This window comes from Sphingobium cyanobacteriorum, from assembly GCF_030580935.1.
In the GTDB taxonomy this organism is placed as follows: Bacteria; Pseudomonadota; Alphaproteobacteria; order Sphingomonadales; family Sphingomonadaceae; genus Sphingobium; species Sphingobium cyanobacteriorum.
The window spans coordinates 31,829-47,762 of sequence record NZ_JAUQOM010000016.1; the positions used below are offsets into that span (position 1 = coordinate 31,829).

Here is a 15,934-nt window from a genome sequence, read left to right on the forward strand (position 1 = left end):
AGACGAGTTCGGGCCGCTTCATGCCCAAGTCGCCGCACGCCGGTGGTAGCGCCTGCGCGCAGGTTGGCCAAGGAGTTTGCCCGGCCCGCGAAGCATCCCCCAGATGCTATCCATTATCGAGCCGTCGAGATCGTCGATGGCGTTTCGCAAGCAGACGACTGCGTCGAGGTTGCCGGTAATGTGGATGTCCCGGGAGAAAAACAGCGCATCCCCATCGCCGCAGCCATCGGCCATTCTTGCCAATTGGGCGCAAGAGCCGGTGATCCGGGCGTCGCAAGGGTGAGCTGGCCCGCGGGTGAGTGCGCGCAGCCGAGGATTCAAGGGATCAGGCCGGAGGAGCAACAGGAATGGCAGCCGGCCCGCATCAATCACATAGCTGCACTGCTTATAGGGTCCCAGGCGGTCAAAGATCGTCGGGTGGTCAAGGATGATCCTTTTCACGATGCGTTTGAGCAGGGGTTGCACCGGTAGCAAGCATACCGCCGGGATCGGTGGCAGACGCTTTGTAGTCACGTGTTTCATGAAATGATCCTGGCCGGTTCTCGGCGTTCCCGAGTCCCTCTGATTCATGCCGTTACAGGCGGTGTCCACAGCATTCGCACCGGGTCTGCTTGTCCGTTCCCGCGGCGTTCGCGGCGTGGCCGACGGATTGGATGTGTCCGCAAAGCGTGCAGATTTGAGGGTTCATCCAATCCGCAATCCGTTTCGAGACGCGAAAGAACCCGCGGCCGGGCGGTTTATGGCGGGCCGATTCCGGAAAGATCCTGTTGAGCATGACCGGGGCCTACTCAAAGGGTGACTGCAAAAAGTGATGCAGATCACTGAAGATCCAAAAACAGCAAAGGTGCAATATAATTGATATACGTCAATCATTGGCGGGAAAATCCGGCTAGTTGTGCGAAATGCATCAATCACACTTCTGCGTTCTGGCACTTGTCGGTCTGGCTGCGCCAGCTTTGGCGGAGGCGCCGCCTGCAGCGCCGGTCACGCCCTATGCCGACGTCCGCTATCGTCTCGAACTGGTCGATCAGGCTGGCCTGCCCGAGGATGCGGCGGCATCAACCTTGCGCGTCCGGGCGGGAATCAAGACGCGCGAGTGGCAGCACTTTTCCGCCGTGATCGAGGGCGAGACAATCCTGGCGATCGGGGCCGCGCACTACAACGACACTGTCAATGGCAAGGCCGCCTATCCTGTGGTCGCCGATCCGACCGACACGCTGCTCAACCAGGCCTATCTTCGCTGGCGGCCATCCGCTGAGGTTGAAGCGACGGTCGGGCGTCAGGCGGTCAACGTCGAGAACCAGCGCTGGATCGGCTCGGTCGGCTGGCGGCAGGATGACCAGACACTCGACGCAGCACGCGTGACGGTCAGGCCGCTCCCTGACCTGTCACTGGATTACTTTCATGCCTGGCGCGTCAACCGGGTGTTCGGACCGGATTCGCCGCAGGGCACCTGGCGCGACACCGCGATCAATGGCGCGCGGGCGGCATACACGATCAAAGGCTTCGGCACGCTTTCGGGCTACGGCTACTGGCTGGTTCTTCCGGCCTTCCCCGCCGGCAGTTCCCGTACCCTGGGCGTGCGGATGGCTGGCGAGCGGCCCGTCGGAAAGGGGGTCCTGATCCTCTATGCCGCCGAGTTTGCTCGCCAGCACAACCTCTCGAACAACCCGCGCACCTTCGCGCTGGACTATCTGTTGCTCGAGCCCGGGCTAAAGGCCGGGCCGGTAACGCTACGCCTGGGCTACGAGCGGCTGGAGGGCGATGGCGCGGCTGCCCTGCAAACCCCGCTTGCCACGCTCCATGCCTTCAACGGATGGGCCGACAAATTCCTCACCACGCCGGGCAACGGGCTGGAGGACCTCTATGTTGATGCCGGCTTCAAGGTCGGCGGCAAGGCGCTTGGCGGGCTGACCCTGCGCGGGATGTGGCACCGCTTTCGCTCCACGCGTGCCGGGCTTGACTATGGCAGCGAATGGAACGCGCTGGCGAGCTATCCACTGAACCCCAAAATCACAGTTCTTGCCAAGTTTGCCCGCTACAATGCCCGGAGCTTCGCCACGGATACGACCAAGGCCTGGTTCTCGGTCGAGGCGAAGTTCTAGCTCTATTCCCTGACCGGATCGGGCCGGGAGAAGGCTTCCAGTGCGGACCGGTCCACGACGCGAACCTGGCTGCCGTCCACGACGAGCCCGTGGCTTCCCAACACGCCGAACGCACGTGAAAGGTTTTCGGGCGTCATGCCCAGCAGCGAGGCAAGCACGCGCTTTTCCGCGCGGAGCTGCACCCGGCCGGTGGAGCCCTGCCGACGTTCCTGTTGCAGAATGAGGTTGCCCAGTCGTTCTGCCGATTGTCGCAACTTCATGTCGGTGAGTGCACGGACGACATCGCGATAGCCGAGCGCCAACTCGTGCATCGTTGCCTGCATCAGCGCAGTATCCTGCTTGATCACCTCACGCACCAGTGCCGCAGGAACAAGAAGCACCCGCGACGAGGTCAAGGTGCGCGCCGACATCAGGTACGGCATATCGGTAACGACAGCGGCGAGGATGAAGCTGGTCACCGGCTCGACGATCCGCATCGTCGTATCGCGGCCGGCGCTATGGGCATAGAGTTCGGCCAGCCCATCGACCAGGACATGCAGGAAATCGGCGCGTTGACCCAGTTCGAACAGGGTCAACTGCGGCGGGAATACTTGCAGGAACGAACCGGAAAAAATCCGGTTGCGCTCCGCCTCGCCCATGTCCCGGAACAGCGGCAGGGTTGCAATTTCGGGTCGTTCGGCGGGACGCACGGAGGATTCGCTTTCTGGTAGTTTCACCCAGCAATAGAGGCCTGCTTGATCTTCATCAATCGTCGGATTGATCTTTATCTAGTAGGAATGACTTCCAGATCAGGCCAATAAGAAGTCGCACCATTCCGTTCCGCCAATTTGATCGTAATCAACCTGCTGCCGCGTCTTCACGTGCATCCCCTGCCCAGCCGGATCCGTAATGGAAGGGGGCAGACCATGCCGACGCAAGAATCGACCAGCAGTACCGAGCGCAGCCGCGCCTTGGGGCTGAGCACATTTGCCTTCACTGTCTGCTTCGCGGTCTGGACGATTTTCGCGATCATCGGAATCGAGATCAAGAAGGAGCTGGGGCTCAACGACACCGAGTTCGGCCTGCTGGTGGGCACGCCGATCCTGACCGGATCGCTGGTCCGTCTGTTCCTGGGGGTGTGGACCGACCAGTATGGCGGCAGGATCGTCTTTCCGCTGACCATGCTGGCTTCGGCCGCGTCGACCGTGCTGCTCAGCCACGCGACGACTTATCCAATGATGCTGCTTGCGGCGCTTGGGCTGGGGCTTGCCGGAGGCGGGTTTGCGGTCGGCGTTGCCTATGTCTCCAAATGGTATCCGCAGGCCCGGCAGGGCTCGGCGCTGGGGTTCTTCGGCATGGGTAATGTCGGCGCGGCGGTGACCAAGTTCGTCGCACCTTGGGTGATGGTGGCGATGGGCTGGCAGGCCGTGGCGCAGATCTGGGCCGGGGTGCTGGCGGCAACGGCCGTGCTGTTCTTCCTGTTTGCCAAGGACGATCCCGATCTTGCGGCGCGCAAGCTCAGCGGGGAAAAACCCAAGGGGCTAAAGGAACAGCTCGAGCCGCTGAAGAATGAGCAGGTCTGGCGCTTCTCGCTCTACTACTTCTTCGTCTTTGGCGCCTTCGTCGCGCTGGCGCTGTGGCTGCCCAAGTACCTGATCGGGGTCTACGGGGTCGACATCAAGGTGGCTGGCATGTTGGCGGCGACCTTCTCGCTCTCGGCCTCGGTATTCCGTGCCTATGGCGGGGTTCTTTCCGATCGCTACGGCGCGCGGCGGATCATGTACACGACGTTCGGCGTCTCGATGATCCTGCTGTTCATGCTGTCCTACCCGGCGACCGACTATGTTATCCATGGGGTCAAGGGCGACATCCGCTTTTCCACCTCGATGAGCCTGGTGCCCTTCGTGATCGCGATCTTCGTGCTCGGGTTCTTCATGTCGCTGGGCAAGGCCGCGGTCTACAAACACATCCCGGTCTATTATCCCGATCACGTCGGCTCGGTTGGCGGGCTGGTCGGGCTGGTCGGCGGCCTTGGCGGATTTGTGCTGCCAATCGTGTTCGGCGCGGTCAGCGATCTTACCGGCATCTGGACCAGCTGCTTTGCGGTGCTGTTCGCGCTGGTGGCCGTGGCGCTGGCGTGGATGCACCTGGCGATCCGCCAGATGGAGCAGAAGGCCAGCGGGATCGACGTGCGCACGCTGCCGGAATTCCCGGAAATGGCGGGCTTGCACGATGCCGCCCGTCATCCGCCGCTCGAGGCCGGCAAGATCCTGAGCGACTGGCGCCCGGAAGATCCGGCTTTCTGGGAAAGCACCGGCGAGCGCATCGCCCGGCGCAACCTGTTCATCTCGATCCCCGCGTTGCTGCTGGCCTTCGCGGTATGGATGGTCTGGTCCGTGGTCGTGGCGAAGCTGCCCCTCATCGGCTTCGATTACACCACGGACCAGCTGTTCTGGCTAGCCGCGCTGCCCGGGTTGACCGGCGCGACGCTGCGGATCTTTTACAGCTTCATGGTGCCGATCTTCGGCGGGCGGTTGTGGACTACGCTCAGCACCGCATCGCTGCTGATCCCGGCTTTCGGGATCGGCTATGCGGTGCAGAACCCCAATACGCCCTACTTCATCTTCCTGGTGCTGGCGCTGCTGTGCGGGCTGGGCGGGGGCAATTTCGCCAGTTCGATGTCGAACATCGGGTTCTTCTTTCCCAAGGCACGCAAGGGCAATGCGCTGGCGCTGAACGGGGGCCTGGGTAACCTGGGCGTTTCGGTGATGCAGTTCGTGGTGCCGATGGTGATCACCAGCGGTGTGTTTGGAGTGCTGGGCGGCGAACCGCAGATCGCGGCAAAGACCGGTGCGCACCTGTGGCTGCAGAACGCCGGGTTCATCTGGGTGCCGTTCATCATCGCCTCCAGCCTGCTGGCCTGGTTCGGAATGAACGACATCGCCGATGTGAAGGCGAGCTTCGCCGAGCAGGCAGTGATCTTCCAGCGCAAGCACAACTGGCTGATGTGCTGGCTCTACACCGGAACCTTTGGCTCATTCATTGGCTATTCGGCCAGCCTGCCGCTGCTCGCCAAGAAGGAGTTCCCCGAGGTCGATGCGCTGAAATACGTCTGGATCGCTCCGCTGGTCGGTGCGATCAGCCGCGCGGCGACCGGCTGGGTGGCCGACAAGTGGGGCGGCGCGCGGGTGACCTTCTGGGTCTTCGTCGCGATGATCGTGGGCGTCATCGGCGTCGTCCACTTCCTTGAAGCCAAGGACTTCCAGGGTTTCCTCGCGATGTTCGTATTCATGTTCTTCGTGACCGGCATCGGCAACGCATCGACCTTCCAGATGATCCCGAACATCATGCGCCGCGAAGTGCCGCGCCTGATGCCGGAATTGTCGGCGGCTGAAGCCACCCGCCAGGCCGAGAAGGAAGCGGGCGCGATCGTCGGGTTCACCTCTGCGATTGCCGCCTACGGGGCGTTCTACATCCCCAAGACCTTCGGCAGCTCGATCACGCTCGCGGGATCGCCGCTGCCTGCATTCTACGGCTTCCTCGCCTTCTACGTCAGCTGTGCCGTGCTCACCTGGTGGGCCTACACCCGCCGCGGCGGCCTGCTGCACGACGTTGAACGCGGAATCGCCGCTGCCCCCATTGCCCAAGGAGCCCCCGCATGAGCCATCTGCTCGATCGCCTGACCTTCTTTCGCCAGAAGAAGGAGAGCTTCGCCCAGGGTCACGGCGTCACCACCGCCGAGAACCGTGACTGGGAAGAGGGCTATCGCCAGCGCTGGCAGCACGACAAGATCGTGCGCTCTACCCACGGGGTGAACTGCACCGGGTCGTGCTCGTGGAAGATCTACGTCAAGGGCGGGATCATTACCTGGGAGACCCAGCAGACCGACTATCCCCGGACCCGCCCGGAACTTCCCAATCACGAACCGCGCGGCTGCCCGCGCGGGGCAAGCTATTCGTGGTACATCTATTCGGCGCAGCGGCTGAAGTACCCGATGGTCAGGAAGCGCCTGCTGCGGCTGTGGCGCGAGGCACGCAAGGACCTGCCGCCGGTTGCGGCGTGGGCCTCGATCCAGGTCGATCCGGAAAAGCGCAAGAGCTATACCGCAATCCGCGGTCACGGCGGCTTTGTCCGTTCGACCTGGGACGAGGTCAACGAGATTATCGCTGCCGCCAATGCCTATACCGCGAAAACCTGGGGCCCCGACAGGGTGATCGGGTTCAGCCCGATTCCGGCGATGTCGATGGTCAGCTATGCGGCGGGGTCGCGCTATCTCTCGCTGCTCGGCGGAACCTGCATGAGCTTCTACGACTGGTACTGCGACCTGCCCCCGGCCAGCCCGATGACCTGGGGCGAACAGACCGATGTTCCCGAAAGCGCCGACTGGTACAACGCCGGATTCCTGATGCTATGGGGCAGCAACGTCCCCCAGACCCGCACCCCCGACGCGCACTTCATGACCGAGGCGCGCTATCGCGGGGCCAAGGTCGCGGTGGTCAGCCCCGACTATGCCGAGGCGACCAAGTTCGCCGACCTGTGGCTCAATCCCAAGCAGGGGACCGATGCGGCGCTGGCGCTGGCGATGGGCCATGTGATCCTGCGCGAGTTCCACCTCGACCGGCAGGTGCCCTATTTCGAGGACTATTGCCGGCGCTATTCGGACATGCCGATGCTGGTCCGGCTAATCGAGCAAGACGGACGGCTGGTTCCCGACCGCCTGCTGCGCGCCTCGGACTTTGCCGGCAACCTGGGCGAGGGCAACAACCCCGAATGGAAGACCGTCGCGATCGACGAGGCCAGCGACGAGGTGGTCGCCCCCGCCGGTTCGGCGGGCTATCGCTGGGGCGAAAAGGGCAAGTGGAACCTCGAGGAGAAGGACGGCAAGGGCGCCGGGGTCAAGCTGCGGATGACCGCGATCCTCGACAAGGACCATGACGAGGTGGTCGACGTGGCGTTCCCCTATTTCGGCGGGCGCGAGCACGACCACTTCGAGGGCACCGACCATCCCGACGTGCTGGTGAAGCGCGTGCCGGTGCGCGAACTCGAACTGGTCGAAGGCAAGGCCTATGTCGCCACCGTCTTCGACCTGCTCTGCGCCAACTACGGGCTGGACCGCGGCCTCGGCGGAGAACACGTCTCGCGCGACTATGCCGACATGACGCCCTACACCCCGGCCTGGGCGGAAAAGATCACCGGCATTCCCGCCAACTACATCGTCACCGTGGCGCGCGAGTTCGCCGCCAATGCCGAAGCGACGGGCGGCAAGTCGATGGTCATCCTCGGCGCCGGACTCAACCACTGGTATCACATGGACATGAACTACCGGGGGATCATCAATCTCCTGGTGATGTGCGGCTGCGTCGGCCAATCGGGCGGCGGCTGGTCACACTATGTCGGGCAGGAGAAGCTGCGCCCGCAGACCGGGTGGACGGCACTCGCCTTCGCGCTCGACTGGAATCGTCCACCACGCCAGATGAATTCGACCAGCTTCTTCTACGCCCATACCGACCAGTGGCGTTACGAGACGCTGGGAGTGGAAGAAATCCTCTCTCCTACCGCGCCCAAGGGCGACTGGGACGGCAGCCTGATCGACTATAACGTGCGGGCCGAGCGGATGGGCTGGCTGCCCAGCGCGCCGCAGCTCAAGACCAATCCGCTGGAAGTGGGCAAGGCGGCCAAGGCATCTGGCATGGAGCCGAAGGACTACGTTGCCAAGGCACTCAAAGGCGGTGAACTTGAGCTGTCGTGCCTTGATCCGGACGACGAGGCCAACTGGCCGCGCAACATGTTCGTCTGGCGCTCGAACTTGCTCGGTTCTTCGGGCAAGGGGCACGAGTACTTCCTCAAGCACCTGCTCGGCACCGCTCACGGCGTCCAGGGCAAGGACCTGGGCGAAATGGGCCACCAGAAGCCGCGCGAGGTTAAGTGGCACGACGATGCGCCCAAGGGCAAGCTTGACCTGCTGGTCACGCTCGACTTCCGCATGTCGACCACCTGCGTCTATTCCGACATCGTCCTGCCGACCGCGAGCTGGTACGAGAAGGACGATCTCAACACTTCGGATATGCACCCCTTCATCCACCCGCTCTCGGCGGCGGTCGACCCGGTGTGGGAATCGCGCAGCGACTGGGACATCTACAAGGGCATCGCCAAGACCTTCTCCGAGGTCGCGCCCGAAGTGCTGGGGGTCGAGCAGGACGTGGTGCTGGTCCCGATCCAGCACGATACCGCGGGCGAACTGGCGCAGCCGTTTGGCGTTGCCGACTGGGGCAAGGGCGAGACGGTGCCGCTGCCGGGCAAGACCATGGCCAATGTCGCGGTGGTCGAGCGGGACTATCCGAACCTCTACAAGCGCTTCACCGCGCTCGGTCCGCTGATGGACAAGCTTGGCAACGGCGGCAAGGGGATCGGCTGGAACACCGCGCACGAGGTCGAGAACCTGCGCCAGCTCAACGGCACCGTAACCGAGGACGGACCGACCAAGGGCATGGCCCGGATCGACACTGCGATCGACGCCGCCGAAGTCCTGCTGATGCTCGCGCCTGAAACCAATGGCGAGGTCGCGGTCAAGGCCTGGGCGGCGCTCTCGGAAAATACCGGCCGCGACCACACCCACCTGGCCCTGCCCAAGGAGGAGGAAAAGATCCGCTTCCGCGACATCCAGGCCCAGCCGCGCAAGATCATCTCGTCCCCCACCTGGTCGGGGCTGGAAAGCGAGCACGTCTGCTACAACGCCTGCTACACCAACGTCCACGAGCTGATCCCGTGGCGCACCCTGACCGGGCGCCAGCAGCTTTACCAGGACCACAAGTGGATGCTGGCTTTTGGTGAAGGGCTGTGCGTTTATCGCCCGCCGATCGATACCAAGGCGGTCGCGCCGATGCTGGCGCAGGCCGCCGGGGCCAAGCACGTGGTGCTCAACTTCATTACCCCGCACCAGAAATGGGGGATTCATTCGACCTATACCGACAACCAGCTGATGCTGACCCTGTCGCGCGGCGGGCCGATTGTGTGGATGAGCGAAGTCGATGCCGCCAAGGCCGGACTGGTCGACAATGATTGGGTCGAAACCTTCAATTCCAACGGCGCGCTGGTCGCCCGCGTGGTCGTTTCTCAGCGGATGAAGGAAGGCACGCTGTTCATGTACCATGCCCAGGAGAAGATCGTGAACGTACCCGGATCTCCGCTGACCGGGCAGCGCGGCGGGATCCACAATTCGGTCACCCGCGCGATCCTCAAACCCACCCACATGATCGGCGGCTACGTCCAGCAGGCATATGGGTTCAACTACTACGGCACCGTCGGTTCAAACCGCGACGAGTTCGTGATCGTCCGCAAGCTCGAAAAGGTCGACTGGCTCGAAGGCCCGCTGGCCGAAGGGGAGAATGCAGCATGAAAGTCCGCGCCCAGATCGGCAAGGTGCTGAACCTCGACAAGTGCATCGGCTGCCACACCTGTTCGGTCACCTGCAAGAACGTGTGGACCAGCCGCGACGGCATGGAATATGCCTGGTTCAACAACGTTGAAACCAAGCCCGGCGTCGGCTTTCCCAAGGACTGGGAAAACCAGAAACGCTGGAACGGGGGCTGGGATCTCAAGCACGGTCGACTCCAGCCGCGCATGGGCGGCAAGTGGCGGTTGCTCGCCAAGATCTTCGCCAATCCCGACCTGCCCGAGATCGACGACTACTACGAGCCGTTCACTTTCGATTACGCGCATCTGCAGCAGGCGGGCGAAAGCAAGGCATTCCCCACCGCGCGCCCGCGCAGCCTGATCTCGGGCCAGCGGATGGAGAAGATCGAAGGCGGCCCCAACTGGGAGGAAATTCTCGGCGGCGAATTTTCCAAGCGCTCGGCCGACTACAACTTCGAAGGCGTCCAGAAGGAGATCTACGGCGAGTTCGAGAACACCTTCATGATGTACCTGCCGCGATTGTGCGAGCACTGCCTCAACCCGACCTGCGTCGCGGCCTGTCCCTCGGGCTCGATCTATAAGCGCGAGGAGGACGGGATCGTCCTGATCGACCAGGAAAAGTGCCGCGGCTGGCGGATGTGCGTCTCGGGCTGCCCGTACAAGAAGATCTACTTCAACTGGAAGTCCGGCAAGAGCGAGAAGTGCACCTTCTGCTATCCACGGATCGAAGCGGGCCAGCCGACGGTCTGCTCGGAAACCTGCGTCGGGCGCATCCGCTACCTTGGCGTGATGCTTTATGATGCGGACCGGATCGAGCAGGCCGCCAGCGCGGAGAACGTCGAGGACCTCTACCAGGCCCAGCTCGACATCTTCCTTGATCCCAACGACCCGGCGGTCATCGCGCAGGCCCGCGCCGATGGCGTGCCCGAGGGCTGGATCGAAGCCGCGCGGCATTCGCCGGTGTGGAAGATGGCGATGGAATGGAAGGTCGCCTTCCCGCTCCACCCCGAATACCGCACCCTGCCGATGGTCTGGTACGTGCCACCGCTCTCCCCGATCAATGCGGCGGCCAGCGCCGGCAAGATCGCGGCGCGGAACGGGATGCCCGATGTCCGCAGCCTGCGCATTCCGGTGAAGTATCTCGCCAACCTGCTGACTGCGGGGAAGGAAGCGCCGGTGGTCGACGCGCTGGAGCGGATGCTCGCCATGCGCGCCTATATGCGTGCGAAGACCGTGAACGGCACGATCGTCGAGGAGATCGCCCGCGAGGTTGGCCTGACCGGACAGCAGATCGAGGGCATGTATCACGTAATGGCGATTGCCAATTACGAGGACCGCTTCGTCATCCCTGCCGGCCACCGCGAGGACGCCGAGGACATGTTCGAGGAAAAGGGTTCCTGCGGGTTCTCGTTCGGCAACGGCTGCTCGGGCGGATCGTCCGACGCGAACCTGTTCGGGGCACCTGCCCGCAAGAAGCTGCAAACTCCTACGGAGGTGTTCTGATGCGCCATACGCTACTCATCCTGTCGCACCTGTTGCGCTACCCCTCAGAAGCCATGCAGCAGGCAGCCCCCGAGCTGGTGGCGGCGCTCGAACTCGATGGCGTGCTGGAGAGCGGCCAGATCGAGGAGGTCAAGCCGCTAGTCCAGGCGCTGATCGACGACGAGCTGCTGGACTTGCAGGAAGGGTATAGTTCGCTTTTCGACCGGGGCAGGGCCTTGTCGCTGCACCTGTTCGAGCATGTCCACGGCGAAAGCCGTGATCGCGGCCAGGCCATGGTCGACCTGCGCGACCGGTACGAGGCGCGGGGCCTCGAGATCGCGGCGAACGAATTGCCCGACTATTTGCCGCTGTTCCTCGAGTACCTGTCGGTCCTTCCCACCGAACAGGCGCTCGAGGAACTTTCCCAGCCCGGCGTTGTCATCGCGGCACTTGCGCAGCGTCTGGCCGAAAAGGGCACGCCCTGGGCCGCACCGATGCAGGTGTTGTCCGGACTTGCCGGAGCGAGCGCAGACGAACTAGCCATCGTTCCGCCTGACGATCCGGACGATCTGGCCGCGCTCGACAAGGCGTGGGCCGAGGAACAGGTTCGCTTCGATGCGCCCGCCGCGCCCGCCGCGCCCGATGCCGCGTGCCCGCAAGCGGCTGCGATGGTTGCCCGCTTCGGGTCCCTCAATCTTTCGAGGAGTGAGGTCCATGGCTGATTTCGTCCACCATCTGCTCTTCGGCATCTATCCTTACATCGCGCTTGCCGTGCTCGTCGTGGGATCGGTGATCCGTTACGATCGGGAGCCCTATTCCTGGCGGGCGGGATCAAGCCAGATGCTGCGCCGCCGGCAATTGATCGTGGGCTCGGTGCTGTTCCACGCCGGGGTGCTGACGATCTTTGCCGGACACCTGGTCGGATTGCTCACCCCGATCGCGATCTGGGATATGCTGGGCGTGCCGCACGGAGCCAAGCAACTGCTCGCCATGATCGCGGGCGGGGTTGCCGGGGTGGCGGCGATTGCGGGCGCCAGCCTGCTGATCCACCGCCGCTTCCTCGATCCGCGCGTGCGCGCCGCATCGAACTTCAGCGACAACATGGTGATCCTGCTGCTGTGGGTGCAACTGGCACTGGGACTGTCGACCATACCCGTCTCGGCCCAGCATCTTGATGGACACGAGATGGTCAAGTTCATGGAATGGGCGCAGGGCATCTTCACCTTCCGCGCCGGTGCGGCTGATCAGATCCGCGAAGTCGCGCTGGTATTCAAGCTGCACCTGTTCCTGGGGCTGACGATCCTGCTGGTGTTCCCCTTTACACGGCTGGTCCATATGCTGTCTGCACCAATCCGCTATGTCTGGCGGCCGGGGTATCAGGTCGTGCGCTCGCGCAAGCTGGCGGCGCGCAATGGTTGAGGTGCTTGACCAGCCCCGCGTTGCCGTCAATGGCCGGGAAGTGCCCGCCGAGGCAATCGCCGCCGAAGCGCAGCACCATCCCGCGCCTGACGCACAGGCCGCCTGGAATGCTGCGGCCGAGGCGCTGGCCGTGCGCCAGCTGCTGCTCGATGAAGCAGAGCGGCTCGGGATCGAAGGTAGCGGGCTGGCCGATGCCGACGGCCGCCCCCTGTGCGGCGAGGAAGCCCGGATCGAGGCGCTGCTTGCGGCCGAGGTGCAGACCCCGCGTGCCGACGAGGCGACCGCGCGCCGCTATTACGATACTCACTGTGAGCGGTTCCGGTCCGCCCCGCTGGTCGAGGCCAGTCACATCCTGTTCGCGGCCGATCCTGCGGACTCCCTGGCTTATGGCCTGGCGACCGGCGACGCGCGAACGGCAATCCGCACCCTCCAGCGCGATCCGCAGGCATTCGATCTGCTGGCCCGGCAGCATTCGGCCTGCCCGTCGAAGGAGCAGGGCGGAATGCTGGGGCAAATTGCGCCGGGCGCGTTGGTTCCCGAATTCGAGGAGGTTCTTTTCAGCCTCGAGCCCGGTGCGTTGCATCCAGAACCAGTCCGCACCCGCTTTGGCGTGCACGTGATCCGCGCCGGACGGCACGAGGAGGCGCGCGAACTGCCGTTCGAGGCCGTATCGGACCAGATTTCCGGCTATCTGGAGGAAGCGAGCTGGCGGCGCGCCGTCGCCCAATACATCGGGATCCTTGCCGCCGGCGCCACGCTGGAAGGGGTCGAGCTGGCAGCAGCCACGGGACCGTTGGTGCAGTGACCGAGCAACGGACACCGCAAGCACTGGCCGATGGGCATGGCCGACGTTTTGAATACCTGCGCCTGTCGCTGACCGAGGCCTGCAACTTCCGGTGCACCTATTGCCTGCCCGATGGTTATCGCAAGCGGGCGGGAGCGCCGGCGGCCCTGTCGGTTGCGGAGATCGCCCGGCTGGTGGCGGCCTTTGCTGCGCTGGGCCTGTGGAAGGTGCGGCTGACCGGCGGCGAGCCGAGCCTTCGGCCGGAACTGCTCGACATCGCGCGCGCCGTTGCCAGCACGCGCGGCATCCGCCGCCTTGCGATGACGACCAACGGCTACCGCCTTGCCGAACGGGCGCGGGACTATGCCGCTGCGGGGATCGGGGCGTTGAACGTCTCAGTCGATTCGCTCGATCCTGAGCGTTTTGCCCGGATAACCGGGCATAACCGGCTCGGGGAGGTCCTCGCGGGGGTGGAGGCGGCGCGGAATGCGGGCATCGACGCGGTCAAGCTCAACACGGTTCTGATGCGCGGGATCAACGATGACGAACTCGGCGCTTTCATGGACTTCGTCGGCCAGCATGACCTTACCCTCCGTTTCATCGAGCTGATGCGGACCAACGATAACGTACCGTTTTTCACGCGGCATCGCCTGCCTGGCGCGGACATCGCCGGGCAGCTGGCGCGGGCGGGCTGGCGGCCTGTCGCGCGCGAAGCAGGTTCCGGCCCTGCGACCGACTATGCCCACCCATCGGGGCGTGGCCGGATCGGCATCATCGCCCCATACTCGCGCGACTTCTGTGCAGGTTGCAATCGCCTGCGCGTATCATCGACCGGCAAGCTGCACCTCTGCCTGTTCGGGGATTATGGCAGCGACTTGCGCCCCCTGCTGGCGGAGGACAGCCACCATGACGAACTGGTCGCCCGCATCCGCGGCCTGACAGCGGGCAAGGATGCCGGGCACCGTCTGCACGAGGGGAATAGCGGCGCGACCCCCCACCTTGCATCGATCGGAGGGTGAACCTGCCGCGCCCCTTGTCGACAGGGTCAAGCCTTTGCCTTCTTCCCGCCCATGCCTTGAACCAGGGAGCATAGACCGACCATGCCAGGCATAGCCCCGGACTTGCCTTTCCATCCACTGGGGATGGCCGTCCTGACCATTTCAGATACGCGATCGCTGGAAACCGACACATCCGGCGGCCTGCTGGTGGAGAGGCTTGTCGCTGCCGGACACGTCCTGCACGACCGCGCGATCGTCAAGGACGACATCCCGGCGATCAGGGTCTGCCTGGAGAGCTGGCTCGAGCAACGCGAGATAGAAGTCATCCTGACCACCGGGGGCACCGGCTTTTCCCCGCGTGACAACACGCCCGAGGCCGTCAAGCCCTTGCTGCGTCGCGAGATGGACGGGTTCTCCGTGGCGTTCCACCAGAAAAGCCTCATGACCGTGGGCGTCGCCTCGATGCAGTCGCGTGCCTTCGCAGGGCAGGCCGGCGATACTTTCATATTCTGCATCCCCGGATCGACCGGCGCCTGCCGCGATGCGTGGGACGGCTTGCTCGAACTCGAGTTCGACAGTCGCCACAAGCCGTGTTCGATCGCAGGCGCGCTGCCCCGGCTAAGAGATGTCTGCGCGTGATCGGTTTCGACGAGGCACTGGCCCTGCTCACCTCCAGTGTGCGGTGTGTTCTTGGGACCGAGCAGGTTCCCCTGGCCCAGGCGCATGGGCGGGTCCTTGCCGAACCTATCCATGCTGCAATCTCGTCCCCCCGCTGCGCGGTGTCGGCGATGGACGGCTATGCCTTGCGCAACGCCGATGCCCTGAGGGGTGCCAGCTACAGGATCGTCGGCGAAAGTTTCGCCGGAGGAGAGCTTCCGCCTGCGGTCCGGATTGGCGAATGCGCCAGAATCTTCACCGGTGCCGCGATGCCCGAGGGCACTGACCGCGTCGTCATGCAGGAAAACTGCATCGCCGGCGGCGACGTGATGAAGATCACGGGGCCGTTCGGTCCGGGCTGGCACGTCAGGGATGCCGCCAGCGATTTTGCCGAGGGCGATCTGTTGCTGCAACCCGGAACCCTGCTCACCCCGCGCGCGATCGTCACCCTGGCGGGTGCTGATCAGCCGGCGGCGCTGGTCTACAAGAAGCCGCGCGTGGCGATCATTGCGACCGGCGATGAACTTGTGCCGCCGGGGGCGGCGCGCGCAACCCCGCGCTCGATCCCGGAATCGGTTTCGTGCGGGGTTGCCGCGATGGCGGAGCAATACGGGGCGACGATAGAGGCCCGCCTGTGGGGGAATGACGATTTGCTGTCGTTACAGCGGCTTGCAGGACGGGCGCTGGCGATTGCCAATGTCGTGATCGTGACCGGCGGCGCATCGGTGGGCGAGCGGGACCATGCCAATGCCATGTTCGCCGAGCAGGAGCTCGAACTGCTCTTTTCAAAGGTAGCGATCAAGCCGGGCAAACCGGTGTGGATCGGGCGCTCGCAAGGACGCTGGGTGGTCGGCCTGCCCGGCAATCCGGTGTCGGCGATGGTCACTGCGAGATTGTTTCTCGTCCCTATGCTGGCCTTGCTCGAAGGGCGCCGGGCAGGGGATGTCCTGTCCTGGCTCAGTCTCCCCCTTGCAGGCCCAGTCGGCCCGAAGCTGCGATTTTGGCCATGTTGAAGAACAAAGATTGAACATGGCGATCTACCAGGCTCGCTCTTGTCCTCCAATCTCGTAAACATCGGTCTCGATCGAGCACCTGTA

At 64.1% G+C, this 15,934-nt stretch carries 12 protein-coding genes; 10 read left to right on the forward strand and 2 right to left on the reverse strand.

Features of this window, described 5'->3' with window-relative positions:
- Positions 1 to 18: 18 nt before the first annotated feature.
- The gene (gene ubiT / locus Q4610_RS18980) at positions 19 to 522 is read right to left on the reverse strand and encodes a ubiquinone anaerobic biosynthesis accessory factor UbiT (protein ID WP_304537439.1); all 504 of its coding nucleotides are present in this window, start codon (positions 520 to 522) and stop codon (positions 19 to 21) included.
- Positions 523 to 956: 434 nt separating this feature from the next.
- Here ubiT and Q4610_RS18985 point away from each other — a divergent pair, with 434 nt between their 5' ends.
- On the forward strand, positions 957 to 2,105 hold the full coding sequence (locus Q4610_RS18985) for an alginate export family protein (RefSeq protein WP_304537440.1): 1,149 nt from the start codon (positions 957 to 959) through the stop codon (positions 2,103 to 2,105).
- A 2-nt stretch (positions 2,106 to 2,107) separates the two neighbouring features.
- Here the strand turns inward: Q4610_RS18985 and Q4610_RS18990 are convergent, their stop codons facing one another.
- The gene (locus tag Q4610_RS18990) at positions 2,108 to 2,794 is read right to left on the reverse strand and encodes a helix-turn-helix domain-containing protein (RefSeq protein ID WP_304537441.1); all 687 of its coding nucleotides are present in this window, start codon (positions 2,792 to 2,794) and stop codon (positions 2,108 to 2,110) included.
- A 216-nt stretch (positions 2,795 to 3,010) separates the two neighbouring features.
- On the opposite strand from Q4610_RS18990, the gene Q4610_RS18995 reads away from it, so the two are divergent.
- The 9 genes from Q4610_RS18995 to Q4610_RS19035 all read left to right on the forward strand — a co-directional run bounded on the left by Q4610_RS18995 (position 3,011) and on the right by Q4610_RS19035 (position 15,850).
- Positions 3,011 to 5,746, forward strand: coding sequence for a nitrate/nitrite transporter (locus Q4610_RS18995; RefSeq protein ID WP_304537442.1), 2,736 nt, complete (start codon positions 3,011 to 3,013; stop codon positions 5,744 to 5,746).
- Positions 5,743 to 9,480: a nitrate reductase subunit alpha gene (locus Q4610_RS19000; RefSeq protein WP_304537443.1), complete on the forward strand. Its 3,738-nt coding sequence runs from the start codon at positions 5,743 to 5,745 to the stop codon at positions 9,478 to 9,480. The genes Q4610_RS18995 and Q4610_RS19000 overlap by 4 nt, the downstream gene beginning before the upstream one ends.
- Positions 9,477 to 11,000: a nitrate reductase subunit beta gene (narH, locus tag Q4610_RS19005; protein ID WP_304537444.1), complete on the forward strand. Its 1,524-nt coding sequence runs from the start codon at positions 9,477 to 9,479 to the stop codon at positions 10,998 to 11,000. The genes Q4610_RS19000 and narH overlap by 4 nt, the downstream gene beginning before the upstream one ends.
- Positions 11,000 to 11,701, forward strand: coding sequence for a nitrate reductase molybdenum cofactor assembly chaperone (narJ, locus tag Q4610_RS19010; protein ID WP_304537445.1), 702 nt, complete (start codon positions 11,000 to 11,002; stop codon positions 11,699 to 11,701). The genes narH and narJ overlap by 1 nt, the downstream gene beginning before the upstream one ends.
- Positions 11,694 to 12,398 carry a respiratory nitrate reductase subunit gamma gene (gene narI, locus Q4610_RS19015; protein ID WP_304537446.1) on the forward strand — a complete coding sequence of 235 codons (705 nt, stop codon included), beginning with the start codon at positions 11,694 to 11,696 and terminating at the stop codon, positions 12,396 to 12,398. Before narJ ends, narI begins: the two co-directional genes overlap by 8 nt.
- A complete protein-coding gene (locus tag Q4610_RS19020) occupies positions 12,391 to 13,203 on the forward strand; it encodes a peptidylprolyl isomerase (RefSeq protein ID WP_304537447.1) in 813 nt (270 codons plus the stop codon). The genes narI and Q4610_RS19020 overlap by 8 nt, the downstream gene beginning before the upstream one ends.
- The gene (gene moaA, locus Q4610_RS19025; RefSeq protein ID WP_304537448.1) at positions 13,200 to 14,201 is read left to right on the forward strand and encodes a GTP 3',8-cyclase MoaA; all 1,002 of its coding nucleotides are present in this window, start codon (positions 13,200 to 13,202) and stop codon (positions 14,199 to 14,201) included. Before Q4610_RS19020 ends, moaA begins: the two co-directional genes overlap by 4 nt.
- Before the next feature lie 81 nt (positions 14,202 to 14,282).
- Complete coding sequence (locus tag Q4610_RS19030; RefSeq protein WP_304537449.1) at positions 14,283 to 14,819, forward strand: molybdenum cofactor synthesis domain-containing protein; 537 nt, start codon at positions 14,283 to 14,285, stop codon at positions 14,817 to 14,819.
- A complete protein-coding gene (locus Q4610_RS19035; RefSeq protein WP_304537450.1) occupies positions 14,816 to 15,850 on the forward strand; it encodes a molybdopterin molybdotransferase MoeA in 1,035 nt (344 codons plus the stop codon). Before Q4610_RS19030 ends, Q4610_RS19035 begins: the two co-directional genes overlap by 4 nt.
- Positions 15,851 to 15,934: the final 84 nt, after the last annotated feature.